Below are 26,948 nucleotides of genomic sequence, written 5' to 3'. Positions count from 1 at the left end.
CGGTCTCCGGGGCGGGTGAGCCGGAGTGAGTGACGAGGACGACGCGCCGCAGGGCGACTCCTCGGACTCCGGGCACGGCCACGCCGACCGGGCCGACGGGCCGGACCGGGGTGGCGATCGCGACCGGGATCGCGACCGGGATCGCGACCGGGACCGGGACCGGGACCGGGACCGCGACCGGGACGGCGGGTCCGAGCGGGGTGACGGCGCCGAGCAGCCCCGCGAGCCGAGCGTCTTCGCGGCCGCCGACCGGGGGCCCCTCGGCGGCGAGAGCGACACCGGCGGGGCCGCCACGGCACGCCGGGCCGTGCGCACCTGGGCGAGCGGCGCCGCAGACCGCCTCACCACCATCCACGGCGACGGCACCGTCTTCGAGGGCAACCAGATCTTCGCCCTGTACGGCTCCGAACGCACCGCGCACTTCGTCCAGGGGCCCGTACCGCCCGAGACGCTCGACCACCTGGGCCGGGTGTACTGCGCCACATCCGGCTACCGGCGGATGCGGGACCGGCTCCGCGACCACCGGGTCCTCGTCCTGTGCGGCGAACCCGGCAGCGGCCGCAAGGCCACCGCGCTCGCCCTCCTCGACGAACTGACCGGCGGCAAGGTCTTCCGGCTCGACCCGCGCCACGGCGTCGACGAGATCACCGAGGAGGTCCTCCAGGAGAGCGGCGGCCACCTCCTGGAGCTGCTCACCGAGGACGTGCGCGAGGCCGAGGGCGAGGCGCGCGCCGCCCGCTCCGGGCGGGGTGAACACACCGCCGCCGCCCGCCGTCCCGTCACCCGGCTCTCCGAACTGCACCTGGACCGCTTCGGCGATCTGCTGCGCGGCCGGGACGCCTACGGGATCGTCCTCGTCGAGAACGGGGAGCTCGCCGACCGGCTGCTGCGCGGCCGGTACGGGATGTACTGCGCGCCGCCGCCGGCCGACGAGGTCCTCCACCGCCACCTCTGGAACCAGCTGCGCGCCGAGTCCGACCAGGCCCTGGGCGAGGCCCGGGCGCGCGGCGCGCGGCGGGACGTCGTCGAGGCCCTCGGTCTGGAGGAGCTGCGGCCCCGCGAGGCGGCGCGGCTCGCCGACCACCTCGCCCGGCACTGGCGCGGTGAGGTGACGGACGAGGAACTCCTGGCCGAATGCGCCTCCTTCGTCCGCTCCCAGGCGCGCGAGTGGTTCGCCGGCGCCGACCGTCCGGGCGTCGTCCCCGAGGCCCTCCCGGCCCTGAACGCCGGGGCGTTCCGTATCGCCGTCGCCGTCTTCAACGGCTCCGCGTACAGCCTCGCCGCCGAGGCGGCCGAACTCCTCGCCTGGGAACTCGCGGTCACCCTCGACCCCGAACGCCCGCCGGGCCGAGGCCTGTTCGGGACGCATGCCGAGCACCGGCCGGTGCAGGCGCGGGCCGTCCTGGAGGACGGCGAGCTGGACCTCGGGCCGGCCAAGGTGCCCGTACGGGCCGTCCGCTTCCAGGGCGAGGCGCTCGCCGGGGCCGTACTCGGGGAGATCTGGCACGGCTACCACAACGTCCGTGGCCCGGTGGCCCGTTGGCTGCGGTCGCTGTGCGACGACCCGCGCCCCGAGGTATGGGTCCGGGCCTCCATCGCGGCCGGGGTGCTCTGCTCCTGGGACTGGATCCACGGCTTCCGCGAGCTGGTGGTGCCGCTCGCCGTGACCGACGATCCGGTCGCCCGCATGGCGGCCGCCACCGCGCTCGCCGAGTCCGCGCGCGACCCGCGCGTCCGGCCCGCCGTCGCCGACGTCCTCAAGAACTGGGCCGCCTCCGACGACGAGTCGCTCGTCAGGACCGCGCTGCTCGCCCACGGCTACGTGCTGGCCGCCGGTGACGTCTCCGGTTCGCTCGACGCGATCGCCCGGGTCGTCAGGGCCCGCGAGGCGACCGACGCCGAGGTCCTCGTGCCCGCCGCGTTCAGCGTGGCGCGGCTGCTCGCCTGCGGCGAACCCGCGCCCGTGCTCCGACGGCTCCGGCAGTGGCTGGAGGACGGCCGGCTCAACCTCGCCAACCTCGTCCACCTCGCCGTCATCCGCGCCCTCAGCACCCGCACCACCCATCTGTGGGGGCTGCGGGAGGTCCCGGAGCTGGACGGGCACGCGGCCCGGCCGCTGCTGATCGCACTGCTGGCGACCCGGCCCGGGCTCGCCCCCGAACTGGCCGTGCTGCTGCGGTCCACGCTCACCACGGCCCGCTCGGGGGAGTCGGCCCTGGAGGCGCTCGGCGGGATGCTCCGGCGGGCCGCGAAGGACCCGGAGTCGCTCGGCCTCGTCTGCGCCTTCCTGCCGCGCCTCGCGGTGGACCGGCGTGACCGGGACCGGCTCAGGGGCTTGCTCAACGAACTGGTCCGGGACCGTGACCGGCCCCTGGACAGAGGCGCGGCGCGCCGGATGTGGGACGCCGTGACGGAAGGAGCGAACCGATGACCGGGCCCGAGCAGGACAGGAACCCCCGGCCCGACGAGCGGACGCGCTGGGTCGACCGGGACCGCGACGACCGCGCCCGCGACGGCAGGGGACGGGACGAGCGGGCGCGCGACGAACGGATACGGGCAGAGCGGGGCCGTGACGAGCGGGCACGGGACGGCCGCGACCGGGACGACCGGGAGCGGCAGCAGCGGTACGCGGGGCAGCCCGGCGACGGGCGGCGCGGCGGCGGACCGCAGCAGGGCGGTCAGCGGTACGAGGGGCAGCGGTACGACGGGCAGAACGGCGGCGGCCGGCACGCCGGTGGCCGGGACGAGGACGAGGACCTGGACATGGACCGGGACGAGGAGCTGGACCGAGAGCAGCGGCAGCGGCAGGGCGGGGGGCGTGTCCGGGGCCCGGGCGGGCGCTGGAGCGACGACGGCGGCGGGGCCGGGCCGGGGTCCCGCCCGGGCGAGCGGCCGCGCGGGCCGCTGATCGCCGAGTACGCACCCCCGTACCGCCGCCGGAGCGGCAAGGTCGCGGCGGTGCTCCTCTACCGCAACGGCGGCCACCGGGTGGTCTGGCCGGACCGCGTGGAGGACGTCAACAAGCCGATGCTCGGCTCCGCGTACACCGTCTTCGAAGTGCGACTCGGGCGCAACGTGACCGAGTTCAGGCTCCAGTTGCCCGCCGCCGGGGACGGCGTCTTCTTCGAGGCCGTCGCCAGGGTCCAGTGGGTGGTGACGGACCCCCACCTCGTCGTCCGCGAACAGGTCGAGGACGTCGCCGAGTTGCTGCACGACGAGCTGCTCGACGGGCTGCGCAGGATCTCCCGGCGGTTCCGGATCACCGAGGCGCAGCGCGCCGACGAGGCCGTACGCGAGGAACTGAGCGCCGGCCGACTCAGGTTCGGCGCGGACATCGGGCTGCGGACCCGCGTCCATGTCTTCGTCGACCTCGACGACTCGGTCAAGGCCGAGGTGTCGCGCCGCGACCGGGTCGGCGTCACCATGGAGGCCGACGAGCGCGTCGCCGAGGCCGAGCGGCGCAGGGAGGCCGCCGACCGGGCCCTGGTCGCCGACCGCGCCCGCGAGATGGAGGACCTCTTCCGGCGCGGCGACCTCGCCCAGATCGCCCACCACATGGCGATGCACCCCGACAAGCAGTGGGAGATCCGCACCCAGCTCCAGCGCGAGCGGCGCGAGGGCCAGGAGGACTACCTGGCCGTCTTCAACCGGCTCCTCGACACCGGAGTCCTCGAACGGCACGACATCGGCGAGCAGATGTACCAGGTGCTCATGTACCTGCGGACGCAGACCGGCACCGTCCTCGACGGCATCACCGACCGGGTCCTCAACCCCTCGGGCAACCCGCCGCCTCGCCGCCTCGCCCTGGAGGACACGGTGCCGGAGCCGAACCGCCCCGACTGGTACGAGGAACAGGACCGCGCGGACCCCCCGGCCCCCGGCGGGCCCCGCGTCTACGAGCCGACCCGCGTCGAGTCCGGCTCCGAGCGGGAACGGGAGCGGGACAGGGCGCGGGAGAGGGGCCGCGACGGCGACGACCGCGAGCGCGCCCGCTCGCGGGACCGGCACGGCGAGGGGTACGACGACGGACACGACCGGTACGAGGACGGCGACCCGTACCGGCGGAGCGACGCCTACGAGCGGAACGACCGGTACGACCGCGACGACCCCTACGACAGGGACGGGCGCGACCGCACCCGGCGGCCCGCCCGTCCGGCCCGGCCCAGCGCCGAGTTCAACGACTGGGACGACGAGTGACGACCGCGCCGGGGCGCGGGCAGGACCCGGCACGGGCGGCGCCCACCACGCCGGACCCCGCGCCCGACGCCGTGCCGGACCAGGACCCGACGCGCACCGCGGCGTCGGGTCCCGCGGCCGTGCCTGCGCCCGCGCCCGTACCCGTGTCCGCGCCTGGGCCTGCGCCTGCAGGCGCGCCTGGGCCCATACCCACGCCCACGCCCGCGCCCGTACCCGCGCCCGTTCCCGTCCCCGCCGAGGAGCTCAGGTTCATGGCCGAACGGCTGCTCGCCACCGTCCGGGAGGACATCGGCCGGGCCGACACCAAGGCCGCGATCCTGCTCTCCGGCGCCCTCGCCTTCCTGGCGGTCGTCTTCTCCGGAGACCGCGCCCTCCTGCCCGGCTCCGGCCCCGGGCTCGTCCTCCTGCTCCTCGCGGGCGCGCTCTGGACGGCCGGTGTCCTGATGCTCGTCTCGGTGGTGCTGCCCCGCACCCGGATAGGGGCCGACCGCACCTTCCTGCGCGAGCTGACCGGCGGACCGCCGGAGGCCGCGCTGCGCGAGCGGCTCTCCGCACCCGGCGCGGACGCCACCGGCTGGCTCCTCGAACAGGCCAGCGTGCACGGCCTCGTGCTCGCGGCGAAGTACCGATGGCTGCGCCTGGGCGTGTCCGCGCTCGCGCTCGGCGCCCTTCTGGCCCTCTTCAGCGAACTGTGGTGAGAGAGAACATGCAGTGGACCAACAAGGGGGGCGCCCTGCTCCTCGCCGGGACGCTCCTCGCGCTCGCCGGCCCGCTCGCGGCGACCACCGCCTCGGGCGCGCCCGGCGTCTCCGGGGCGCGGGCGGTCCCGCGTACCGCTCCCGCAGCCCCCGCCGACCCCGCGGAGGGGCCCGACCCCATCGACTTCGCCGTCGTCGTCGACCAGTCGGCGAGCCTCGCCGACCAGGATCTGGCGCGCGAGACCGAGGCGGCGGCGCTGCTCGTCCAGGGCGAGATATCGGAGCGTTCCCGGGCGGCCGTCATCGGCTTCGGCAGCTCGGAGAAGCGCGGCCAGTCGCCCGTGCGCGAGGTGTGCCAGCTCACCGTCGCCGACGCGGCGGGCCGCGAGCGGCTCAGTGACTGCGTCCAGGAGCTGGGACGCCGCGACACCGCCCGGATGGGCCCCGGCACCGACTTCCCGGCCGCCGTCCGGCAGGCCGTCACCCGCCTCACCGGCGGCGCGAAGCCCGGCACCCCCAAGGTCGTCTTCCTGCTCACCGACGGCAAGCTCGACGTCGCCGACAGCCCCGAGTACGGCACCGACCGGGAGAGCCGCCAGTCCAACGGCGCCAAGCGGCTCGTCGAGGAACTCGCCCGCGCCCGGGCGGCCGGCGTGCAGATCTGGCCCCTCGGCTTCGGCGCCGAGCTCGACCGCGCCGCCCTCACCGCGATGGCCGAGGGCGGCCACCGCGGCGCCTGCTCCGAGATCCCCGGCTCCGCCCCGCGCATGCGCGTCGTCGACACCTCGGCCGAGATCGACAAGGCCCTTCAGGAGACCTTCGCCGCCGCCCGCTGCGCCCGGATCGCACACGGCACCGTCGGCAAGCCGCCCGCCGACCTGACCGTCACCATCCCGCCGATCGCCACCGACGGCTCCCTCACGGTCGCCAAGCACGACCCCGCGGTGCAGGTCACCTACTACGACCCGGCGGGCCGCAAGGTGCCCGTCCGGGGCGATTTCGACGGCTCCTCCTTCGAGGTCAGCGGAGAGAACGGCCCGGTCGAGGCGCTGCGGGTGAAGAACCCGCTGCCCGGCCCGTGGCGGGTGCACATCGAGGCGCCGCCCGGCCACCGCGACCGCGAGGTCGCCGTCCGGGCCATCTGGCAGGGCCGGCTGCGCTCCGCCGTCGTCCTCGACCCGGCGTCCCCGCGCGCCGGCGAGCAGGTCGAGGTCGAGGTGCAGATGCAGACCCGGCGCGGCGTCGTCATCACCGACCCGCGCCAGCTGGCCGGCCTCTCGGTCGCGGCCGACCTGAGCGGCGAGGGCTTCGAACCGGTCAGCTTCCGGCTCGCCGACGACGGCAAGGCACCCGATGCCAAGGCCGGCGACGTCCGCTTCACCGGCACGCTCACCGTCCCCGCGGGCGCCACCGGCGCCCTGGAACTCGTCACCCGCATGGAGGCGCCCGGGATCACCTCCGACCGGCGCCCGCTGCACGCCGTCACCTCCAAGGGCGCACCGCTCGTCACCGCCGCCCTCACCGTCGACAGCGACACCGTCCACCCCGGTGCCACCGTCCGCGGCACCCTCGACGTCACCAACAACGACTCCGCGCCGCACACCCTGCGGCTGGGACTCGCCGACCAGACGCCGGGCGCCGAGATCACCGTCGCCCCGGCGACCGTGACGGCCCCGCCGAACGGCAGCACCCGGATCCCCTTCACCCTCACCGTCGGCGGGAACACGCCCTACGGCGCACTCGGCGGCCAGGTCACCGTCGTGGACACCGCGGACGGCGACCGCACCCTGCGCGGCGCACTCCTGAACGTCCAGGTGGTGGAGCCGCCGACCTGGTGGGAACGCTGGTGGAAGGCCGTGGTCGGCGGCGCCGTCCTCGTCCTCCTCGTCGGCACCTTCGTCGGCATCCGGCTCTTCTTCCGGCACCGCCGCCGCGACCTCACCGGCGTCACGCTCGAACTCTGCCAGGAGGGCCGGCCGCTCGACTCGCTGACCGTCCGCCGCGGGCAGAGCCCCGGCGGCGCCTTCGCCTTCGCGGTCGACGAACCGTACGGGGCACCGGCCACCCTCCGCCGCGTCCCCGGCGGCGGCTCCTCCGCCCACGTGCTGCGCCGCACCGGCGCGGGCGAGCTGCTGCTGCGCCCCCGCGGCGGCGCGCAGGTTCCCGTGCGGCCCGGCGAGCCGGCCGGCCTCGGCGACCACGAGCTGGTCGTACGGGGCGGGCGCCCGGCGCCGGCCGGCGGCCGGGGCACACCGTGGTCCCGTCGCCCCGGCCGTACCCGCGGCGGAGCCGGAGGCGGCGGTGCGGGTGACACGGGCGCGGGCTCCGGCCGCCTCACCGGAACGGGCGCGGACGCCTCACCGGGCGCGAGCAGCGACAGCGACCACTTCTGAACGGGTCACCGAGGAGAACGACATGAAGATCTACCAGCCCATGCTCTTCGTCGGACTCGGCGGCACCGGCGGACGCATCGGCAGCGAACTCGAACGCAGCCTGCGCCGGGAGCTGTGCGGCCCCGACGGCACCGACCTGGTCGACGGCGGCCGCCGCCTGCCCTTCCAGCTGCCCGACTGTCTGCAGTTCGTCTACGCCGACTTCAGCGAGTCCGAGCTGCTCAACTACCCGCAGTTCAAGGCGAAGGGCGCCGAGGGCGCCGCCTTCGCCCGTACCTCCAGGATCGTCCGCGACCTGCTGCCCACCGACTTCGACTCCTCGCCCGAGGTGACGCGCATGCTGCGCGTCTCCGTCCCCGAGGAGACCCGGCTCTGGCTGCCGCCGAAGGCCCGCGAGCCACGCGTCGCCCCGCTGAACAGCGGCGCCGGACAGCTGCCGACCGTCGGACGCTCCGCGCTCTTCGCGACCCTCCGCTCCGGGCTCGAACCCGTCCTGCGGCAGCTCCGCGAGGCCATCGGATCCATCGGGCAGGCCGCGGGCGACCTGCGGAGGGTCGGTGGCGGCAAGATCCGGGGCTGCGACGTGTTCGTCGCCTTCTCCGTCGCCGGCGGCACCGGGGCCGGCATCTTCTACGACTTCATCCATCTCATCGGGCACGAGTTCCGCAACGCCCGGGTGCCCGGGGTGAAGATCTACCCGCTCGTCGTCATGCCCTCCGCCTTCCCGCCCGAGGCCGGCGGGGGACGCGAGGCCGAACTCAACTCCGCCCGCGCGCTCGTGGACCTCTCGCGGCTCGTCGACGACCAGAACGTGCCCGACGCCGTCGACCAGGTCGGCGACGTCGAGGACCGCGGGCGGCTCAGCGTCACGTACCCCGGCGACGGCGTCGTCGCGCTGCGCCCCGCCACCATGCAGACCGCCTTCCTCTTCTCCAAGCCCTCCGTCATCAACAGCGAGGACCTGCGGCGCTCCATCGCCGCCATGGTGATGTCGCTGATCGGCACCGACCTCGGCCAGGACAACGGCTCGGCGACCCGCGCCGAGGAGGACTACCAGTCCTTCGCCGCCAGCTTCATCAACAAGAGCGTGGAGCGCTCCACCCCGGCCCGCACCGGCATCGGCTACCGCGGCATGTCCACCAGCCTCGCCGCCGCCCTCACCGTGCCGGTCGACGACCTCGCCGAGATCGTCGCCGCCCGGATCCTCGCCCAGGCCGTACGCGGCATGACCGAGCGGGCCCGGCGCCCCGACCGGGAGGGACAGAACCACGTCAAGGAGCTGTTCAACCGCTCCGGCATCGGCCGCCTCTGGACCCGGGACGCCCCGGACGTCCCCCTGCCCGAGCAGCTCCCCCGGGGGAAGACGAGGATCACCCAGGAACTGCGGAACAGGCTCGGGGACATGGAGGAGTCCCTGCGCCGCCTCGACTCCGGTCTGGCCCGCGAGATCCCGCGCCTCACCGAGGACTTCCGGCCGAGCGCCGGGGTCCGCGAACTCCTCGGCTCCATGGACCCGTTCCAGATCAAGGTCATCCTCACGGGCCTGCCCGGCCACCCCGACCGGGTGGCGAGGGAAGGCTTCACCGGAATGATCGACAACCGGCGGAACGAACCCGAACGCCCCCCGAACGTCCACACCGCCGCCCCCAACATCCCCCCGGTCAAGGGCCCTGTCGGCGGTGTCGTACCGGCCCGGTGGAGCGACCCGGACGTCCAGGACGCGCTCGGCGCCCAGCAGGCCTGGTACCAGTGGCGGGCCCGCACCCTCTGGCACCACGGCTGGCAGAACGGCGAGGCCCAGTGGCGGCCCTCCCTGAACAAGGCGAGCTCCGAGATCGCCGAACTCGTCAAGGCGCTCCGCGACCACGAACAGGACGAGGCCAAGGCCTTCGCCGACAGCCGCCGCGACCTCTACCGCGACGACCGCGCAGGCATCGCCTATCTGCTGCCCCCGCAGAACACCCTGCGCGCCTTCTACGACGACGTCGTCGACCGCCTCGCCCAGAGCGAGAGCCTGCCCGAGGGCGCCGACGCCGCGAGCCTGCTCGGCCGGATCGTCGGCCCCGAGGACTGGCGACGGGCTCTCGACGCGGTCCGCCGATCGACGAGCGCGGCGGTCAAGGAGATCAAGCAGGTCGTCGAACGACGGGTCAAGCGGCTCTTCGGCGAGGCCAACGAGGACGCTTTCGCGCGCCCCCTGCTGCCCTCCATGGAGCTGCTGCTCCGGGCCGCCGCGGGCGACGAGACGGCCGAGGCGAAGATCGACCCGCGCTGGCTCGACCAGTTCCGCTCCCGCCTCGCCGGACTCATCCCGGTGGGCTTCGTCCCGGACGGCAGCGGACCGCTCAAGATCCTCATCGTGCATCCGGCGAGCGAGTCCGACGGGCGCGCCCGCGAATACCTGGAGCAGGCACTCAACCTGCCCTCCCGGGTGACCCCGGAGAGCCGGGCCGGCGACACCGACTCCATCACCGTCGTCTTCTTCCGCAGCGGCATGAACCTCACGGACATCTCCGAGGTCCGCAACGTCCTCAGCCTCTGGTCCGAGGCCCGTGACTCGGCCGGCGAGGACGACTTCCTGCACTGGCGCCAGCGGCTCGGCTACGAGGACGACTGGCTGGTCTCCACCGAGCACGACCGGCAGCGCATCCTGCACCGGCTGCTCTGCGCCATGTGGAACGGGCACGTCGACACGGAGGGCCCGGCCGGCTCGCCCCACCGCGTCCGCATCCGGCTGCAGGACGGCGAGTCCGCGACGATGTCCCTGCGCCTCGAGGACTTCGACGGCTCGCTCACCAGCTGGGCGGGGCTGCTGCGCGCGTACGAGCGCTGGGCGCTGCTCGACGAGGGGCAGATCATCGAGCAGTTCTGCGAACGCCTCATGCAGGCCCTGCCCAAGGGCCTCGCGCAGGTCCCGGCGCCGCCGTCGGCGCTCTTCACCCACTTCGTGGAGCAGGTCGCGCCGCGCCAGCTCGCCCTGATCGACGAACTCGTCGCCGAATACGGGGAGTACGGCGAATCGGACATCGAGTGGCTCGCTCCGTTGCGCCACTTCTGGGAGGTCACCTTCCCCGGCGCCCTCGACATGCGCTTCCCGAGAGCGGCCCGGGCGACCCGGTCGAGCCTGCGGCTGCTGTACGAGCGCCACGCGCCACGGGCCGGAGCGACGTCCGGTCGGGGCGGGAGCCCTGGCCGGGGCCAGGGGCAGAATCGGGGCCGGGCGCACACGCAGGCGCAGGCGCAGGGGTACGGGCAGGGCGGCGGCCCGCGGGGGGTGCGGCGCCCCCGGGCGTACGAGAACGGCGCCCGTCCCGCGTACGAGAGCAACACCCGTCCTGCGTATGAGAGCAACACCCGTCCTGCGTACGAGAGCAACGCTCGTCCTGCGTACGAGAGCAGCGCCCGTCCGGGGTACGACGACGACCCCCGTCCGGGGAGCGGGAGCGCCTTCGTACCCGATCCCCGTACCGCCTACGGGAACGGCGACACCCCCGGCCCGGGCCCCGAGGCGCAGCCGCCCCGGCGGAACTCCGCCTTCGGGGACGACTGGGAGACGGAGCCGGAACCCGACTTCGATCCCGACTTCGGACCCGACCTCGGACCCGACTACGGTGCCGACTTCGGTCCCGACTACGGACCCGACTTCGACGACGAGCCCTACCGCCGCGACCGGGCCGGGGAGGCGGAGTGAGCGCGCGCGTCCTCCCCGAACGGCCGCTGCCCGGCCACGCCGTCTGCCTCGACCTGCGGGCGTCGGGGCCGAACGACCCCGACGCCCTCGTGCGCACCGCCCTCGACACCCCGCAGACCGGCGGCGAGCGCCGCTTCCTCGTGCTCGACGAGGCCGACCGGCTCGTCTCCCATCAGCTGCTGTACGAGCGGCTCTCCTCCTACGGGCCGGCCCGCATCGTCTGTCTGGCCGTCGGCGTCCGGGGCGAGCGGACCGTACGCCGCACCCTCACCCTCCGTCCGCCCGCCGCCGGTGTCCTGTGGGTGTTCGACACGATGGAGGACGGCGTCCCCGCCGAGGCCGTGCTGCGTCCGCTCGTCGACGTCCTCTCCACCCCCGAGGTCTTCGACGCGGTGCTGCGCGCGCTCGGCGAGGTGGTCCACGGCGTCGCCGTGCCCGCCGTCCGCGTCCTGGAGCACGACCTCACCGACGAGGCCCGGGCGCGCGCCTGGCGGCAGGCGGTGGAGGGGCTCACCGGACCGGAGGTCCCGGCCGGCACCGCCTCGGCCGAGCAGGTGCCGCCCGCGCTCGCGCTGCTGCTCGACGAGGGACTTCCCCGCTCGCTCGCCGACCACCGCTGGCTGCCTGCCCAGGGCCGGGCGGGGCTACGGCTCGCCACCTGCGACGAGGCCGTCCAGGACGCCGTCGACGGCTACCACCGGGTGCGCGGCGCGGCGGGACTCCTCACCGGGGCCGGCCGTACGGTCGATCTGCCGGGCGACATCGAGCGGGTGACGGGGGAGCTGGAGCGGTTCCGGACCGCCGTCGCGGACGCGTTCGCCGCCGCGGGCGGCAGCCGGCTCACCGTCGAGCACCGGGGAGTGCTGCGGGACCGCGGCATCGAACTGCCGGAGATGCCACGGGAGATCTCGCGGGCCGGAATCGTGCCGGCCCTGCGTGACCACACCCACGAACTGATCGGCAAGGGACTGCCGTTGCGCTCCGTGGCGGCCCGGCTCGCCGCGCTCTCGGCACGCACCGCGCCCGTCGGCAGCGCCTCCCGGCTCGCCCGGCTGGACGCGATCTGCGGGCGGGAGCGGCTGCGGCGGCTCGGCGGCCGGTACCCCTTCACGGCGGGCGGGTCGCGGCCGGTCGCCTTCGCCGTGACCGGCCTCCTGGCCCTGCTCGCAGGGGTCTGGCCGGTCCTCGGCTGGGTCCTCGGTCCGGCGGTCGGTGTGCTCGCCGCCGGGCTCGCCCATCTGATGCTGCGGCGCAGGCCCAACCGTTCACCGGACGGACGGATCGACGGAGGCGGTGCCACGGGGGCGGCGCCCCGGCTCGTCGGCGGAGTGCTCGGAGGTCTCGTCGGGGCGGGCCTCGGCCAGTTCCTCGGGCTTCCGCTCTGGGCGGGGGCGGTGGCCCTCGCGGCGGCCCTGACCGCGGTCCTCCTCCTCGCGCTCCGCGACTGGAGCCGGGCCGTGGACGACTGGTGGGCCCGTGCCGACCCGGAGGACGCCTGGCGGATCCTGCGCGAGGTCCAGAGCCTCGTGGTCACGACCGCCGTTCACGACTGGCTCTTCGCCGAGGTGCGACATCACTGCTCGGCGGGTGCGGGCGCGGTGGCCCGGCTGCTCCGCGGCCTCGCGGACACGGCCGACGCGCACGGCCGGGGGCCGTCCCACGGGAACGGGTCCGGGTACGCGTACGTGCCGTCGGCCGACCCCGCCGCCTCGGCGGAGGGCGGATTCCGGAGGGAGTCCGCCGGGCCGCCGGAGCGGGACGGCGGTACCTCGTCGTGGAGTTGGGAGGACTGGGACCGCGGAGCGGACGACGTCTGGTCGGACATGGACGAGGACCCCCCGTCGCCGGTACGGGCACCCGCTCCGCCGACGAACGATTCTCCGTACACGTCCGACCCGTCCGATCCGTTCGGCCCCTCCGACGTGTCCGACCCGTTCAGTCCTTCCGACTCTTCCGACTCTTCCGACCCGTTCGGCCCTTCCGGCACCGGCGACCCCTCGGGGCCGTTCGGGCCTTCCGTTCCCTCCGACCGGGACCCCGCCGTCTCCCGAGGCGGGACGGCATGGGCGGGACCGGGCACCTGCCCCGAGTCCGTACCCGCGCCCGCGTGGCTGGAACGGCGGTACGGCGACGGCGGCCCCCTGCTCGTCGACACGCTCGTCGGCGACCTGGTCGCCGGGACCCTGCTGATCCTCGACCGGTGCTGGGCGGGCATCGAGCGCGACCCCGGGACCGTGGCGCCCGCGGTCCACGAGGAACGCATCGCGGAGCTCCTGGACGAGACCCGGGTGCGCCTGGAGCGCGACGTCGCCGCTTCGCCGCCGCCCCGGTACGACGGTCTCCGCGACCAGGACGCGCTCTCCGGCCTCGCCGCCTTCACCGACCGCTCCGACCGGCCCGACGCCGCCCGGCTCACCGGCGTCGCACCGGACGCGATCGCCCGGCTGGTGCTGGCCGAGGACGACCCCGCCCGCACGGTCGCGCTCTGCGGCCCGGAGCACATGCGACTGCTCTCCCACGACCCGCTCGCCGCCCGGCAGGTCCGGTTCGTGCCGGAGGCGATGCGGCGCGGAGCCGCCGGGGACGACATCTGGCGGGGCATCGCGGAGGACGTCGTCTGGACCGGTGCGGGCCGCCACGCGGGAATCCTCCGCCTCGTACCCCTGCGCGCCGACGTCGTGCAGACCGTCCGCGCCGAGGAGGCGGGAGAAGCGTGACCGACCCGAACCATCCGACCGACCGGCGCGACCCGAACCGTACGAACGGCCGGAGTGACCCGAACCGTCCGAACCAACGGACCGACCCGGACCACCCCGACGACCGGAACCACGCCGCGGGCCCGAGCGACCGCGGTCACGGCGCAGGCCCGAGCGGGCCCATCGGCCCGGACCACCCCGACCACCTCGGCGCACCGAGCGCACCGCCCCATCCGTACTACCAGGAACTGGAGTTCCTCACCCCCAGGGAGGCGCTGAGCCGCTTCGTCGTGCGGTACGGGGAGGACCACAGGCCCCCCGGACGCCCCGGGTTCCTCGCGCGCCGGGCGGTCCTGGGGGCCGCCGGCGTGCCCGTCGTCCAGTATCGGCTGGCCTCGTCCGCGCAGGGCGACCCGCAGGCGTACGGGCTCCTGGAGCGGGAGGTGGCGGCCTCCGTCGCCCTCGAACGGCGTTACGGCGGCGACAGGTTCGTCGGGATCCTCACCCGGATCGTCGGCTTCGACCTGACCGCCGCCGAACCCTTCGTGCTCTACCGGCCGCCGAACGGGCGTCCGCTCTCCGACTGGGCGGGGCGGCTCGGCGCCGAGGACCAGGAACGGATCACCGGTCAACTCGCCATGGCCGTACGCCTCCTGGGCGAGCAGGGCCTCGTCCACCGGGCGATCACACCGGAGAACGTCCGGTGGGACGGCGCCCGCGTGCGGCTTTGCGAGCCGTACGCGGCGCTGCGCGCGGGAGAGGCCCGCGAGCCCTTCGGGGCGGCTCCCTGGGCCTCGCCCGAGCAGCGTGCGGGGCGCGGCACCGTCGACCCGCGCGACGACCTGTGGTCCGTCGCCGAACTCGCCTACTACCTGCTCTCCGGCCGCCCGGACCGCGGGGAGGGGCCGCCCGCGGACCTCGCCGACTACCGGCGCCTCGCCGCTCTCCAGCACAGTGGTCTCTTCTCCCCGAACGCGACGGAACGGCCGCACCCGGCCGAGCTGCTGAGGCTCCTGTACGTGCCCGACCCGCTCGCGGCGGGGGCCGACGCGGCCGATGTGCTGGAACCGTTCCGCGCCCAGTACGACACCCAGCTCGCCCGGAAACGCGCGCTGGCCGGGGGCGGCCGGCCGGGCGCGGGTCCGGCGGCGGGTCCGGCCGCGGAGACACCGGAGGCTCCCGCCCGGGACCCGCGCCCGGCGCGCCCCTCCCTGATCAGCAAGATCTTCGGCGGCGGCGACCCGCCCCGTGCCGCCGCGCCCCGCGACCCGGACCCGCCCGCCGCCGAACCGCCCCGCGCGGCCGCCCCGCTCTCCGATCTCGTCCAGGCGCCGCCGTCACGCAGCCGGATGTGCCCGCACTGCCTGCTCCCCGTCGAGTACGACGAACGTCTGCTCGTCACCATCGACGCCAAGGGCAACCGCATTCCCCTGGACCTCAGGGCCGAACGCCGGCCCGCCCATCGCGCGGACGCCCTGCGCAAGGCGTACCACCTGTGTCCGCACACGGTGGACGGCGACGAGGGCCACGAACTGCCCCTGCCCTACCTCGTCAACGGCGAGCCGCTCTCCATCGCCCTGGTCGGCAGCTCCTCCGTCGGCAAGACCCACCTGCTCGCCGCCATGCTGGGCGAGGTCGAACTCGGCGGCCTCGAACCGTACGGACTGAAGTGCCTGCCCCTCAACCCCGATGCGCATCGCGCCTATCTGCGCGAACGCGTCCAGAGCCTCCAGCAGGGACGGCAGTTGGGCCGCACGGGACAGCAGACGTTCGCCCGGTTCGCCGACGGTCTGCTCGTCTCGGCCGGCGGCGCCACGCCCCGGCCCGTCGTCTTCTTCGACCTCGCGGGCGAGGACCTCGCCCAGGACAGCGAGGTCGGCCGCTTCCTCATGGGCGTCGACGCCTTCATCTTCGTCCTCGACCCGCTGCGCGCGCTCCGGCTGCCCTCCCTCGAACCGGTACGGGAGCAGAGCGGACTGCGGCTGCGTGACCTCGGCGACGAGGCCTTCGCCACCGTGCTCAACCGGATCCCCCGGCAGCGCGGCGGACTCGTCGCCGCCCCCGCGGCGCTCGCCGTCAACAAGAGCGACCTGGTGCGCTTCGAACCCGTCGTCGACCGCTGGCTCGGCCGTGCCCTGCCGGGCCGCCACGACCCCGCCGCGGCACGGGCCGAGAGCCGGGACGCGTACGCCTTCCTGGCGCACGGGGCTAGCCCCGCCTGGCTCAAGCCGTTCGACGACTGCGCCGACTGCACGCTGCACTTCGTCGCCGCCACCGGTGGACAGGCGCGCGGCGACCGATTTCCGCACGGGGCCCGGCCGCGCCGGGTCCTCGCGCCACTGCTGTCGCTCTTCGCCCTGTGCGGGCTGCTGCCCGGGGCGGAACCCGCGGGACCTATGGAGGGGATCGGCCGATGACACGGTCGGAGAACGAGGTCGACCAGATCGTGTTCCGGTGGGACAGCGAGAACCTCACCGGCAGCACCGGCTTCGGACCGGTGGCCTGGTCCGGACCCCGCGAGGAGGCCGAGAACCTCTTCCGGACCTCCGGGCCCGTGCTGCGCGCCAGCGGTGAGGAGACCCTTCCCGCGCTGATCCGGCTCCAGCGGCGTTCGGAGGTGATGCTCATCCACCGCACGCCGTTCACCGACGCGGGCGGCGGGACGTCCGTCCTCTGCCACGCCCTCGTCGGCGCGCCCGAACTCCTCGAACCCGCCACCTGCCTCGGGCTCCACGCGTGGAACTGGGAGGGCGCGGTGATGGACGGTGCCCGGGTGCGCGGGCAGCTGCCGGTGATCCCGGAGCGGGTCCTCGTCCCCGCGACCGGCCGCGGGCAGGGCGAACTCGACGGGGCTCTGGAGCACGCGGCCGGGGAACTCACCGGGATGGTCGCGGAGTTGCTGCGCCACCCGGACGAACGCTTCACCGTCCTCGACGAGCGCGGCGACACCGCGGGCCCCGTGCTCTGGGGGCTGCACAGCATGTTCGGCGGGCTCACCGGCCGCCGGTGGACCTTCGCCACCCATGACACCGTCGAACTCGGCGCGCTCCGCTTCGTGTTCGTCGGCCGGTGGTCGGGCGCGGCGAGCCGGAACACCGACCGGCGCCGCGTCGACCCGCGCGAGCGCGTCGGCGACCGGGCGGAGGAGATCGCGGCCCGGCTCGTCCGCCACCACCTGAGGGGCGTCGCCGAGGGGGAGGGCCAGGAGTACGCGGTCGGCAGCGCCCTGCACGGGGCCTCGTCCGCCGGTGGCGCCTCGCTCCTGGTGACGGCCCTGCGGGCGCTGGACGTCCTCGACCGCCGCCGCCCCGGCGGGCACGCGCCCGCCCCCGAGCCGACGGGCAGGACCTCGTGGCCCCCGGACCCGGAGGGCCCTCGCACCCCGGCGCCGCCCGCCCCGGAGCCCCGCAGGACGTCGGGCCTGAGAGGGGGACGGGGCCTGGGAGGCCGGACCGGCGACGACGCCCCGCCGACGGCCGGCGGTCCCACCGCCGACCGCTCGGGGGCGGCCCGTGACGCGGCACCCGTCGGGGGAGACCCCCGAGCCGCGAGCAGACCCGGTCCGTACGAGAGTCCCGACGACTGGTTCCGCCCGGACCCGCCGGAGCGGAAGCAGGCGGCGCAGCCTGCTTCCGGGGCTCCGGGGGCCTCCCAGGACGGCCCGACGACACGACCGGCCCGCCGGGCGGACCCGCCCCGACCGGCGCCCGAGCCCACCCCGTACCGCCCACCCCGCCCGACCCAGGACCCCGACCCGTACCGCCCACTTCATCCGGACCCGCACCCGGACCCGCAGCTCGACGGGTACAGCTCGTCCCGTTCGGCCTCCCAGACCGACCCGTACCGTCGCTCACCCCAGTCGGACCCGGAGCCCGACGCGTACGGCTCGTCCCGCGTGCCCCACCCGACCCAGGGGGACGGCCCGTACGACGGCGACGCCGCCGACCGCGAGCCGCGCCCCGTCCCCTCCGACCGCCCCGATCCCGACCACCCCGACCACCCCGACCGCTTCGACCACGCAGACCGTCCCGGTCACCCGGGCCATCCCGACCATCCCGACCATCCCGAGCGTCCCGCCGTCCCGCCGGCCCCGGACCGGTCCCGGCCCGCCGACATCCCCCCGCGGCGCCCCGATCTCTCCAAGGGACCCGCCGAGTCCGGTGTCCGCCCGCCCCGGGCGGAGGGCGCCGACGCGTACCCCCGCCCCGCTCTCCCCCTCGTCGCGCCCGCGTGGACCGGCCCGGGGGCGGCCTCGGGACGGGCGTGGGCCGCCGTACGGGGCCGTGGGCGGGAGCGGGAGGCCGAGACGGGCCTCCTGCACAAACTGCCCGCCGCGCGCACCGTGGACGAGGCGCGCGAGCTCGTCGAGCACGGCGGCAACCGCGAGCTGCTCGACTCGCTGCGCCGCCCGCAGGCGTACGTCGTCCTCACCCTCCTTCTCCGCGAGGCCGCCCGCCGCCTGCCGTCCTGGGAGCATCCGCTGCGCCGGGAGCTGTGCGAGGTGGCCATCGGCCAGGAGTTCTGGTCCGTCGCACCGCCGGGCGCCTCCACCGACCCGTCCGACCCGGCGGAGGAGCAGCGCGCGGCCAACGCCGCCGAGCTGCACCGCTGGGCGGTCCGCCCGCTCCTCGCCGGCGGCGACGCCCCGGTCGGCACCGTGGGGGAGCTGCTCGCCCGGCTCCGTACGAGCCCGGTGCCGTCCGCCCGCGAGACCTTCTGGCTGATCGTCGACGACGAGCGCCCCGGCCTGCCGGAAGCCGTCTGGCTCACCCTTCTCAAGGACGCGTACGGCCTGCCCCGTACGGCGCGCCGACCGGGGCAGGCCGCACCCGGGGTGGCCACCGGCTCCCCGGACGATCCCGGCAACGGCTACACCCGCCGCTTCCTGCGCCGCGCCGGGCTGCTGATCGGCGGCATGGTGGGGGCGATCGTCCTGCTGGTCGCCGTAAGGGCGTGGTTCGGCTGACCGGGACCGCCGCCGCGGGGAGCGGGGACACCGCGGGCCGTTCGACGCGCCCCGGCCCCACCTGCCCCGAAACACGGGCCACGGGCGCGCCGCTCCGTCAGGATGGGCGCATGGGATTCCACGTCGATTCCGAGACCGGGCGGCTGCGCCGCGTCATCCTGCACCGGCCCGATCTGGAGCTGAAGCGGCTCACCCCGACCAACAAGGACGCCCTGCTCTTCGACGACGTGCTGTGGGTCCGCAGGGCCCGGCAGGAGCACGACGGCTTCGCGGACGTGCTGCGCGACCGGGGCGTCGAGGTGCACCTCTTCGGAGATCTCCTGAGCGAGTCCCTCGACGTGCCCACCGCACGCGCGCTGGTGCTCGACCGGGTCTTCGACGAGAAGGAGTACGGCCCGCTCGCCGCCGACCACCTCCGGGCGGCGTTCGACTCGCTGGACGCGGTCGCGCTGGCCGAGGCGCTCATCGGCGGGATGACGAAGCGGGAGTTCCTGGCGGCGCACCGGGAGCCGACCTCGGTCCGTTTCCACGCCATGGACCTCGACGACTTCGTCCTCGGCCCGCTGCCGAACCACATCTTCACGCGGGACACCTCGGCCTGGATCTACGACGGCGTCTCGATCAACGCGATGCGCTGGCCGGCCCGGCAGCGCGAGACCGTGCACTTCGAGGCGATCTACAAGCACCATCCGCTGTTCACGGGGGCCGAGGCGGGCGCCTTCCACCACTGGTCGGAGGGGCAGGCCGACTACCCGTCGACGATCGAGGGCGGGGACGTGCTCGTCATCGGCAACGGCGCCGTGCTGATCGGGATGAGCGAGCGGACGACGCCGCAGGCGGTGGAGATGCTGGCCCGGGGCATGTTCGCGGCGGGTTCGGCGCGCACGATCGTCGCGCTCGACATGCCGAAGCGGCGCGCGTTCATGCACCTGGACACGGTGATGACGATGGTCGACCAGGACACGTTCACGCAGTACGCGGGGCTCGGGATGCTCCGCTCGTACACGATCGAACCGGGGGACGCCGGCCAGTCCCTGCGGGTGACCGACCATCCGCCGGAGCAGATGCACAGCGCCATCGCGGCGGCGCTCGGCCTCCAGGACGTCCGGGTCCTGACGGCCACGCAGGACGTGCACGCGGCCGAGCGCGAGCAGTGGGACGACGGCTGCAACGTGCTCGCGGTGGAGCCGGGCGTGGTCGTCGCGTACGAGCGGAACGTCACGACCAACACCCATCTGCGGAAGCAGGGCATCGAGGTGATCGAGATCCCCGGCAGCGAGCTTGGCCGGGGGAGGGGCGGCCCGCGCTGTATGAGCTGTCCGGTGGAGCGGGACGCCGCCTGACGTCTTCCGGCGGCGGCCCCGGAACCGCGAGTCCAGGTGGACCGAGGCTGTAGGCGAGCGCGACCAGGGCTGTATATAAATGTTGAAGTGCGTATACACTTCCAGGGTCCCTGATCGTCGTCCCCGATCGCCGACCCCTCGACCGTACCCACAGGAGCGCGTCCCATGGCCACAGACCTCATCGGCCGCCACTTCCTCAAGGAGCTGGACTTCACCGCCGAGGAGTTCCGCGGCCTGATCGCGCTCGCCGCCGAACTCAAGGCCGCCAAGAAGGCCGGTGCCGAGGTCCAGCGGCTGCGTGGCCGGAACATCGCGCTGATCTTCGAGAAGACCTCGACCCGCACCCGCTGCGCCTTCGAGGTCGCCGCCGCCGACCAGGGGGCCGCCACCACCTACCTGGACCCGTCCGGCTCCCAGATGGGTCACAAGGAGTCGGTCAAGGACACCGCCCGCGTCCTCGGCCGGATGTTCGACGGCATCGAGTACCGGGGCGACGGCCAGGACATCGTCGAGGAACTCGCCGCCTTCGCCGGCGTCCCCGTGTTCAACGGGCTCACCGACGACTGGCACCCCACCCAGATGCTCGCCGACGTGCTCACCATGACCGAGCACACGGACAAGCCGCTGGACGGGATCTGCTTCGCCTACCTCGGCGACGCCCGCTTCAACATGGGCAACTCCTACCTGATCACCGGCGCCCTCCTCGGCATGGACGTCCGGATCGTCGCCCCGCGGGCGTACTGGCCGTCCGAGGAGATCGTCGCCGCCGCCCGTCGGCTGGCCGAGGCCGGCGGGGCCACGGTCACCCTCACCGAGGACGTGGCCGAGGGGGTACGCGGCGCCGACTTCGTGGCCACCGACGTCTGGGTCTCCATGGGCGAGCCCAAGGAGGTCTGGGACGAGCGGATCGCCGCCCTCGCCCCGTACTCCGTGACGATGGACGTGCTGCGCGCCACCGGGAACCCCGGAGTCAAGTTCCTGCACTGCCTGCCGGCCTTCCACGACCTGGGCACGGACGTCGGGCGGGACATCCACGCCCGGCACGGCCTCACCGAGCTGGAGGTGTCCGACGAGGTCTTCGAGTCGGCCCACTCGGTCGTCTTCGACGAGGCGGAGAACCGGATGCACACGATCAAGGCGGTCCTGGTGTCGACGATGGCCGGCGGCCCGCTCCCCGACGCGATCCCCGTGGCGAGCACCGAGGAGGCGCTCCCCGCGGTGAGCTCCACGGTGCTCCCGGCGGAATAGCTTTACGCCCGATTGGGTGAATATGCGCGGTGCGGTTTACGATCGCACCCTTACAGGGGGTTCGGGCTTTCATGTCCGAACCCCCTGACGCGTGCCCATGAGAGATGAGAACCACCGCATGACCCCGTCCGCCTCGCGGATCAAGACCCCGCAGCAGCTCCTCGCCGAATCCGGCGCCGACCTCGAAGGCCACGGCCTCAAGCGCACCATGGGCCTCTTCCAGCTCGTGTGCTTCGGAGTCGGCGCGATCGTCGGCACCGGAATCTTCGTCGGCCTCTCCGACAGCGTCGCCGAGGCCGGTCCCGCGGTGGTGATCTCCTTCGTCCTCGCCGCGATCACCTGCGTCTTCACCGCCTTCTCCTTCGCGGAGCTGGGCGGCGCGATCCCGGTCTCGGGCTCCTCGTACTCCTTCGCGTACGCGAGCCTCGGCGAGCGGGCCGCCTTCCTCGTCGGCTGGTGCCTGCTCCTGGAGTACGGCGTCTCGGTCTCCGCGGTCGCCGTGGGCTGGAGCCAGTACCTCAACGAACTGCTCGACAGCCTCACCGGCTGGCACCTCCCCGCCGCGCTCTCCGCCGGACCCGGCGAGGGCGGGGTCGTCAACGTGCCCGCCGTGGTCGTGATCGCGCTCGCCGCCACCCTGCTGGTGCGCGGGGTCCGGGAGAGCGCGCGGGCGACCGCCGCCATGGCGATCCTCAAGATCGGCATCCTGATCCTCTTCTGTGCCGTCGGCTTCTCGGCGTTCCAGGCCGGCCATCTCTCGCCGTTCGCCGAGCACGGCATGGCCGGGATCACCGCGGGCGCCTCGGTGGCCTTCTTCTCGTACATCGGCTTCGACGCGATCACCACGGCCGGCGAGGAGGTCAAGAACCCGCGGCGGAACATCCCGATCGCCATCCTCATCTGCATCGGGCTCGTCACCCTGCTCTACTGCGCCGTCGCGCTCTCCGCGATCGGCGCACTCGGCGCCGACGCCGTGGCCGACCAGCCGGCCGCGCTCTCACTGGTCGTCGACCAGGTCACCGGATCGTCGGTCGGCGGCGGGATCATCGCGTTCGGCGCGGTCGTCGCCATCGCGTCCGTCGTCCTCGCGGTGATGTACGGGCAGACCCGCATCCTGATGTCGATGTCCCGCGACGGACTCGTGCCCCGGGTCTTCGAGCGGGTCTCGCCGAAGTCCGCCACTCCGGTGGCCAACACGTGGATCGTGGCCGCGGTCTTCGCCGTACCGGCGGCGTTCGCCTCGCTCGACGTGGTCGTCAACCTGACCACCATCGGCACGCTCGCCGTCATGGCGGTCGTCAACCTCGCGGTGATGGTGCTGCGGCGCCGGAACCCCGAGCTGCCGCGCTCGTTCCGAGTGCCGCTCTTCCCCCTGAGCCCGATCCTCGGCATCGGGTTCTGTCTCTACCTGATCTGGGGCACGGGCTGGGCGACCTGGCTGCAGTTCGCCGGATTCCTGGTCGCCGGGACCCTGGTGTACGCCCTCTACGGGCGCCGCCACTCGCGCCTGGTCACTGCTCCGAGCGAGGGCGCTGCGCCGGTATCCCCGGCAGGGTGAACCAGACGGCCTTGCCGTGCGGGGTGGGGCGATGGCCGCAGTCGCTGCTGAGGGCCCGGATGAGGAGCAGGCCCCGGCCGTGCTCCTGCCAGGGGTCCACATCCCCCGGCTCGGGACAGACGAGCCCGCCCGGACGGGCGGGCTCGGAGTCGTGGACCTCGATCTGACAGCCACCGGGCGTGGCGAGCAGCTCGACGACCAGCTCGATGGGGCCGAGGCCGGCGGTGTGCTCGACGGCGTTGGCCACGAGCTCGGCGGTGAGCAGCTCCGCGGTGTCCCTGTCGGGGCGGCCGGCGGTCTCGGGGGCGAGGTCGGTGAGGGCGTCACGGATCAGGGCGCGGGCGATCGGCACGGCGGCGGTGGTGTGGGGCAGCCGGACGCGCCAGGAGGCGGCGGGGTCGTGAGTGGCGGGTGCGGCCGGTCCGGCGGGCTCGGGCGGTCCGGCGGGTGCGTCGGCTTGGGGGCCGTCGGCTTCGGGGCCGTTGGCTTCGGGCATGGAGCAGGCTCCCTTCACCGAGTGGGGGGTGGGCGAGTGAGGCGGAGGCATCCCGAGACGTCCTGGTTTCAACCTTACGAGGCGCAATCCATTTCTCCAGAGGCGCCCCTCCCTGATCGGCAGGGACGTCCGTCATCGACTGCCCAGGACCTTCTGCGGCGCACCCTCATCCCTCCCTTATCGCGTACTCGTGACGACAGTCACAGTAGGGTGATACCCTCCGAACGGAGGAAGGAGGCCGTTCCGGATGAGCCCCTTTACCGGCTCCACGCCCCGCACGGCACGCTGGCACCATCTGCGCGTCGACATCGACCGGGGCGTCGCCACCGTCACACTGGCCCGCCCCGCGAAACTCAACGCCCTCACCTTCGGCGCCTACGCCGACCTGCGCGACCTCCTCGCCGAGCTCTCCCGTGAGCGGTCCGTCCGCGCCCTCGTCCTCGACGGCGAGGGCCGCGGCTTCTGCTCCGGCGGAGACGTCGACGAGATCATCGGCGCCACGCTCGCGCTCGACACCGCCCAGCTCCTCGACTTCAACCGCATGACCGGCCAGGTCGTCCGGGCCCTCCGCGAGTGCCCCTTCCCGGTCGTCGCCGCCCTCCACGGCGTCGCGGCGGGCGCCGGGGCCGTCCTCGCCCTCGCCGCCGACTTCCGGATCGCCGACCCCACGACCCGCTTCGCGTTCCTCTTCACCCGGGTCGGACTCTCCGGCGGCGACATGGGCGCGGCGTATCTGCTGCCCCGGGTCGTCGGCCTCGGCCACGCCACCCGGCTCCTCATGCTGGGCGAACCCGTCCTGGCCCCCGAGGCCGAGCGCATCGGCCTGCTCTCCGAGCTCACCGAGGAGGGCGCGGCGGGGGAGCGGGCCGCCGAGCTCGCCCGCCGCCTGGCCGACGGCCCGGCGCTCGCGCTCGCCCAGACGAAGGCGCTGCTCACCTCGGAACTGGACATGCCGCTGGCCGCCTCGATCGAACTGGACGCGGCCACCCAGGCGCTCCTGATGAACGGCGAGGACTACGCCGAGTTCCACGCCGCCTTCACGGAGAAACGGCCCCCGAAATGGCGGGGGTGCTGACGATGCCGGGCCCCGGGCGGGACCCGGGTACGGGCGTGGGCTCGGGTACGGGCTCGGCCCCGGGTACGGGCGCGGGCTCGGCCCCGGGTACGGGCGCGGGCTCGGCCCCGGGTACGGGCGTGGGCCCCGCCCCGAGCCCGAGCCCCGACCCGCGTCGCGCGGCCGCCTCCACCCCTGCCTCCGCCTCCACCCTGGCCTCAACCCCTGTTCCTGCCTCCGCCTCCCCCTCCACCCTCTCCCGCATCGCCGTCGTCGGCGGCGGACCCGGTGGGCTCTACGCCGCCGTGCTCCTCAAGCGGCTCGACCCCGCCCGTGAGGTCACCGTCTGGGAGCGGAACGCCCCTTCCGACACCTTCGGCTTCGGCGTCGTCCTCTCCGACGAGACCCTCGGCGGCATCCGGGACGCCGACCCCGTCGTCCACGAGGCGCTCGGCCGCGACCTCGTCCGCTGGGACGACATCGACGTCGTCCACCGGGGCCACCGCACCACCTCCACCGGCCACGGCTTCGCCGCCCTCGGCCGCCGACGGCTCCTGGAGATCCTGCACGCCCGCTGCACCGACCTGGGCGTACGGCTCCGCTTCCGCACCGAGGCCCCGACCGCCGACGTCCTCGCCGCCGGCCACGACCTGGTCGTCGCCGCCGACGGCGTCCACAGTCACACCCGCGAGGCCCTCGCCGGCCACTTCCGCCCGCGGATCACCACCCACCGCTGCCGCTACATCTGGCTCGCCGCGGACTTCGCCTTCGACGCCTTCCGCTTCGAGACCGCCGAGACCGAGTTCGGCGTGATGCAGCTGCACGCCTACCCCTACGAGGCGGGTGCCTCCACCGCCATCGTCGAAATGCGCGAGGAGGTCTGGCGGGCCGCCGGGTTCGACGAACTCGACGAGGCGGAGTCCACCGTCCGCTGCGCGAAGATCTTCGCGGAGGCGCTCGGCGGCCGGGAGCTGCGCTCCCACCGCTCCGCCTGGACCGCCTTCCGCACCGTCGTCAACGAGCGCTGGTCGTACGGCAACACCGTGCTCATCGGCGACGCCGCCCACACCGCCCACTTCTCCATCGGCTCCGGCACCAAACTGGCCGTCGAGGACGCCCTGGCACTGGCCCACAGCCTCCGCGACCACCCCACCCCCGCCGAGGCCCTCGCCGCCTACGAGGCCGAGCGCCGGCCCGTCGTCGAGTCCACCCAGCGCGCGGCCGTCGCCAGCCTCCAGTGGTTCGAGGAGCTCGCGGGACACGTCGACAGGCCGCCCCGCCGCTTCGCCTTCGACCTGCTCACCCGCAGCCGCCGCGTCACCCACGCCAACCTGCGGCTCCGCGACCCGGCCTTCACCGCCACCGTCGAACGCGACTTCGGCTGCCCGCCCGGCACCCCGCCGATGTTCACGCCCTTCCGGCTCCGCGGACTGACCCTGCGCAACCGGATCGTCGTCTCCCCGATGGACATGTACGTCGCCGAGGACGGCGTCCCCGGCGACTTCCACCTCGTCCACCTGGGGTCCAGAGCCCTCGGCGGCCCCGGACTCGTCATGACCGAGATGGTCTGCGTGAGCCCGGAGGGCCGGATCACCCCCGGCTGCACCGGCCTGTGGACCGACGAACAGGCCGCCGCCTGGGGCCGGATCACGGCCTTCGTCCACGGCCGGGCACCCGGCACCGCGATCGGGGTCCAGCTCGGCCACTCCGGCCGCAAGGGCTCCACCCGGCGCATGTGGGAGGGCATCGACCAGCCCCTGCCCGAGGGCAACTGGCCGCTCGTCGCCGCCTCCCCCCTCCCGTACCGGCCCGGCGTCAACCAGACCCCGCGCGCCCTCGACCGCGCCGGACTCACCGTCGTGCGCGAGGAGTTCGCGGCCGCCGCCCGCCGCGCCGCGCACGCCGGCTTCGACCTCCTCGAACTGCACTGCGCCCACGGCTACCTGCTCTCCGGCTTCCTCTCGCCGCTCACCAACCACCGCACCGACGGATACGGCGGCGACCTGGCCGCCCGGCTCCGCTTCCCGCTCGAAGTCTTCGACGCCGTACGGGAGGTGTGGCCCGAGGACCGCCCCGTGACCGTCCGCATCTCCGCCACCGACTGGGCCGAGGGCGGGACGACCGGCGCCGACGCGGTCGCGATCGCCCGCGCCTTCGCGGAGCACGGCGCCGACGCGATCGACGTCTCCACCGGCCAGGTCGTCCCGGACGAGACCCCCGCCTACGGCCGCTCGTACCAGACCCCGTACGCCGACCGGATCCGCAACGGGACCGGCGTCCCCGTGATCGCGGTCGGCGCGATCTCCTCCTGGGACGACGTCAACTCCCTGCTCCTGGCCGGCCGCGCCGACCTGTGCGCACTCGCCCGCCCGCACCTCTACGACCCGAACTGGACCCTGCACGCAGCCGCCGAGCAGGGCTACGAGGGCCCGGCGGCCCCCTGGCCGGCCCCGTACCGCGCGGGCAACCGCCCACCCCCGACCGGCCGTCGGGGCTGAGGGCGCCCCGCGGTCCGCGGACGCCCTCTCGGGAGGGGGCGCCCCGCGGTGCGTGGACGTCCGCGTATGCGGGGGCGACGCGGAAGCATGGTCCGCGCACCACCCCCTGC

Annotated in this window: 14 protein-coding genes; 13 read left to right on the top strand and 1 reads right to left on the bottom strand. The window is 74.6% G+C overall.

Annotated features, from left to right (window positions below; genetic code table 11):
- Positions 1-25 precede the first annotated feature (25 nt).
- The 11 genes from ACZ4XX_RS01960 to ACZ4XX_RS01910 all read left to right on the top strand — a co-directional run bounded on the left by ACZ4XX_RS01960 (position 26) and on the right by ACZ4XX_RS01910 (position 22,790).
- Complete coding sequence (locus tag ACZ4XX_RS01960; protein ID WP_468506061.1) at positions 26-2,431, top strand: hypothetical protein; 2,406 nt, start codon at positions 26-28, stop codon at positions 2,429-2,431.
- Entirely contained in the window at positions 2,428-4,197 is a 1,770-nt protein-coding gene (locus ACZ4XX_RS01955; protein WP_468506060.1) for a hypothetical protein, read from the top strand. Before ACZ4XX_RS01960 ends, ACZ4XX_RS01955 begins: the two co-directional genes overlap by 4 nt.
- A 251-nt stretch (positions 4,198-4,448) precedes the next feature.
- The gene (locus tag ACZ4XX_RS01950; RefSeq protein WP_468506059.1) at positions 4,449-4,895 is read left to right on the top strand and encodes a Pycsar system effector family protein; all 447 of its coding nucleotides are present in this window, start codon (positions 4,449-4,451) and stop codon (positions 4,893-4,895) included.
- Positions 4,896-4,903: 8 nt separating this feature from the next.
- On the top strand, positions 4,904-7,288 hold the full coding sequence (locus tag ACZ4XX_RS01945) for a VWA domain-containing protein (RefSeq protein WP_468506058.1): 2,385 nt from the start codon (positions 4,904-4,906) through the stop codon (positions 7,286-7,288).
- Between the two features lie 22 nt (positions 7,289-7,310).
- On the top strand, positions 7,311-10,979 hold the full coding sequence (locus ACZ4XX_RS01940; protein ID WP_468506057.1) for a tubulin-like doman-containing protein: 3,669 nt from the start codon (positions 7,311-7,313) through the stop codon (positions 10,977-10,979).
- On the top strand, positions 10,976-13,696 hold the full coding sequence (locus ACZ4XX_RS01935) for a hypothetical protein (RefSeq protein WP_468506056.1): 2,721 nt from the start codon (positions 10,976-10,978) through the stop codon (positions 13,694-13,696). Before ACZ4XX_RS01940 ends, ACZ4XX_RS01935 begins: the two co-directional genes overlap by 4 nt.
- A complete protein-coding gene (locus tag ACZ4XX_RS01930; RefSeq protein ID WP_468506055.1) occupies positions 13,693-16,092 on the top strand; it encodes a hypothetical protein in 2,400 nt (799 codons plus the stop codon). Before ACZ4XX_RS01935 ends, ACZ4XX_RS01930 begins: the two co-directional genes overlap by 4 nt.
- Positions 16,089-18,641: a hypothetical protein gene (locus ACZ4XX_RS01925; RefSeq protein WP_468506054.1), complete on the top strand. Its 2,553-nt coding sequence runs from the start codon at positions 16,089-16,091 to the stop codon at positions 18,639-18,641. The genes ACZ4XX_RS01930 and ACZ4XX_RS01925 overlap by 4 nt, the downstream gene beginning before the upstream one ends.
- A 110-nt stretch (positions 18,642-18,751) precedes the next feature.
- A complete protein-coding gene (locus ACZ4XX_RS01920) occupies positions 18,752-19,984 on the top strand; it encodes an arginine deiminase (RefSeq protein ID WP_468506053.1) in 1,233 nt (410 codons plus the stop codon).
- A 165-nt stretch (positions 19,985-20,149) separates the two neighbouring features.
- Complete coding sequence (gene argF / locus ACZ4XX_RS01915) at positions 20,150-21,232, top strand: ornithine carbamoyltransferase (protein ID WP_468506052.1); 1,083 nt, start codon at positions 20,150-20,152, stop codon at positions 21,230-21,232.
- A gap of 118 nt (positions 21,233-21,350) precedes the next feature.
- Entirely contained in the window at positions 21,351-22,790 is a 1,440-nt protein-coding gene (locus tag ACZ4XX_RS01910; protein WP_468506051.1) for an amino acid permease, read from the top strand.
- Here ACZ4XX_RS01910 and ACZ4XX_RS01905 read toward each other — a convergent pair.
- Complete coding sequence (locus ACZ4XX_RS01905) at positions 22,744-23,286, bottom strand: ATP-binding protein (RefSeq protein ID WP_468506050.1); 543 nt, start codon at positions 23,284-23,286, stop codon at positions 22,744-22,746. The genes ACZ4XX_RS01910 and ACZ4XX_RS01905 overlap by 47 nt on opposite strands.
- 247 nt (positions 23,287-23,533) lie before the next feature.
- On the opposite strand from ACZ4XX_RS01905, the gene ACZ4XX_RS01900 reads away from it, so the two are divergent.
- Positions 23,534-24,361, top strand: coding sequence for an enoyl-CoA hydratase family protein (locus ACZ4XX_RS01900; RefSeq protein ID WP_468506049.1), 828 nt, complete (start codon positions 23,534-23,536; stop codon positions 24,359-24,361).
- Positions 24,346-26,838 carry a bifunctional salicylyl-CoA 5-hydroxylase/oxidoreductase gene (locus ACZ4XX_RS01895; protein ID WP_468506048.1) on the top strand — a complete coding sequence of 831 codons (2,493 nt, stop codon included), beginning with the start codon at positions 24,346-24,348 and terminating at the stop codon, positions 26,836-26,838. Before ACZ4XX_RS01900 ends, ACZ4XX_RS01895 begins: the two co-directional genes overlap by 16 nt.
- Positions 26,839-26,948: the final 110 nt, after the last annotated feature.

The sequence above is a fragment of the Streptomyces sp. NPDC029956 genome (assembly GCF_055574655.1).
The sequence above is the reverse complement of the archived record's forward strand: the minus strand, read 5'-3'. Positions and strand labels throughout refer to the sequence as shown.

Excerpts from the sequence above, each read along its gene's own strand:
- ACZ4XX_RS01955 (WP_468506060.1), top strand. The coding sequence starts at position 2,428 with ATGACCGGGCCCGAGCAGGACAGGAACCCCCGGCCCGACGAGCGGACG.
- ACZ4XX_RS01950 (WP_468506059.1), top strand. The coding sequence starts at position 4,449 with ATGGCCGAACGGCTGCTCGCCACCGTCCGGGAGGACATCGGCCGGGCC.
- ACZ4XX_RS01945 (WP_468506058.1), top strand. The coding sequence starts at position 4,904 with ATGCAGTGGACCAACAAGGGGGGCGCCCTGCTCCTCGCCGGGACGCTC.
- ACZ4XX_RS01940 (WP_468506057.1), top strand. The coding sequence starts at position 7,311 with ATGAAGATCTACCAGCCCATGCTCTTCGTCGGACTCGGCGGCACCGGC.
- ACZ4XX_RS01925 (WP_468506054.1), top strand. The coding sequence starts at position 16,089 with ATGACACGGTCGGAGAACGAGGTCGACCAGATCGTGTTCCGGTGGGAC.
- ACZ4XX_RS01920 (WP_468506053.1), top strand. The coding sequence starts at position 18,752 with ATGGGATTCCACGTCGATTCCGAGACCGGGCGGCTGCGCCGCGTCATC.
- argF (WP_468506052.1), top strand. The coding sequence starts at position 20,150 with ATGGCCACAGACCTCATCGGCCGCCACTTCCTCAAGGAGCTGGACTTC.
- ACZ4XX_RS01910 (WP_468506051.1), top strand. The coding sequence starts at position 21,351 with ATGACCCCGTCCGCCTCGCGGATCAAGACCCCGCAGCAGCTCCTCGCC.
- ACZ4XX_RS01905 (WP_468506050.1), bottom strand. The coding sequence starts at position 23,286 with ATGCCCGAAGCCAACGGCCCCGAAGCCGACGGCCCCCAAGCCGACGCA.
- ACZ4XX_RS01900 (WP_468506049.1), top strand. The coding sequence starts at position 23,534 with ATGAGCCCCTTTACCGGCTCCACGCCCCGCACGGCACGCTGGCACCAT.
- ACZ4XX_RS01895 (WP_468506048.1), top strand. The coding sequence starts at position 24,346 with ATGGCGGGGGTGCTGACGATGCCGGGCCCCGGGCGGGACCCGGGTACG.